The sequence below is a fragment of the Spiroplasma endosymbiont of Lariophagus distinguendus genome (genome assembly GCF_023846195.1).
Classification (GTDB): domain Bacteria; phylum Bacillota_I; class Bacilli_A; order Mycoplasmatales; family VBWQ01; genus Spiroplasma_E.
Window position 1 is genome coordinate 1 of sequence record NZ_JALMUW010000127.1, and the last position, 1,026, is coordinate 1,026.

The following is a 1,026-nucleotide window of genomic DNA, read 5'->3' on the forward strand; positions in this document are numbered from 1 at the left end:
ATTACGACAGTTTTGAAACATTTACTGGTGATTTTTCTTTTAGTTTTTTAGATTATGTTGGTGATACAAAATATGTTTTTAATGGGACAATTGGTAATGATACTTATCAACAAGATTTATATAATTTTGTTACTATGCCGGTTCGTGTTCCTAATTTAAGACATTTAACAGTATTTTTTGATATTCATGGGACTACAAGTTTGACTATTCCACCAGCGGTTTCATTTGGTCAGATTAATATTTTTTCAAGTGAAAAAGTAACACCAGTTCCACCAAATAGTCCTTTTAACCCTGATTATGAGCGTGTTAGTTGATATGATGTTTTTGGTCATTTACGTAATGCTTTTAGATGAGTACTTTATGGTGTTGTTGGTAAGGTTTTACCCGTGGAACCACTAAGAGAATTTTTTACTAAACTTGATGGATTATTGAGACGTATTTTTGATGATACTATTAGTTCTGTTTTAAATGTTGATTTTACTAGTGGTTTAGAACAAGTTTTAACATTATGAGTATTTTTAAAAGCAGTTGGATTTTTAGTTGGTTAGGAGTTTATTATGAAAAAGAAAGATTTATTTGAAATTTGTAGTGGAGTTATTTTTTGTTTTTTAATATCATCGCTTACTGCGTTATTTTTTGATTTTGATGTAGACAAATTAAAGTTATTTTTTGAAAATGCTAGTTTTGGTTCAAAAATTTTAATTTTCTTTTTTGATTTTATTTTTCCTTTTATTTTAAGTTCATACTTTGTAAAGTTTTGTTTTTGAATTAAAAATAAGTTTAAAAATAAAAGTAAGGTGGTTAAATAATGCCTTGATATGGTTATTTACTTTTAGGAGTTTTATTGTTAATAATACTGTATCCATTTTTAATAACTAGAAAAAATATAAAGATATTACAACGTGTAGGTAGTTATATTATTTCAGCACCACCACGTACTGGTAAATCTGCCCTTGCTTGTTGTTTAGCACAAAAACATAAGGGTAGGGTAGTTAGTCCTATTCCTATTAAAGTACGTAATGAACA

3 protein-coding genes are annotated in these 1,026 nt (G+C 27.3%); all 3 read left to right on the top strand.

Translation table 4 applies throughout. The features are described from left to right. Nucleotides 1-548 (top strand): hypothetical protein (locus M0D11_RS06030; protein WP_252321010.1); only part of this gene is annotated, 548 nt, incomplete at its 5' end. Nucleotides 549-557: 9 nt separating this feature from the next. After that, a complete protein-coding gene (locus M0D11_RS06035) occupies nt 558-809 on the top strand; it encodes a hypothetical protein (RefSeq protein WP_252321012.1) in 252 nt (83 codons plus the stop codon). Beyond that, a partial coding sequence (locus M0D11_RS06040; RefSeq protein WP_252321014.1) for a hypothetical protein occupies nt 809-1,026 on the top strand: 218 nt, incomplete at its 3' end. The genes M0D11_RS06035 and M0D11_RS06040, both read left to right, overlap by 1 nt.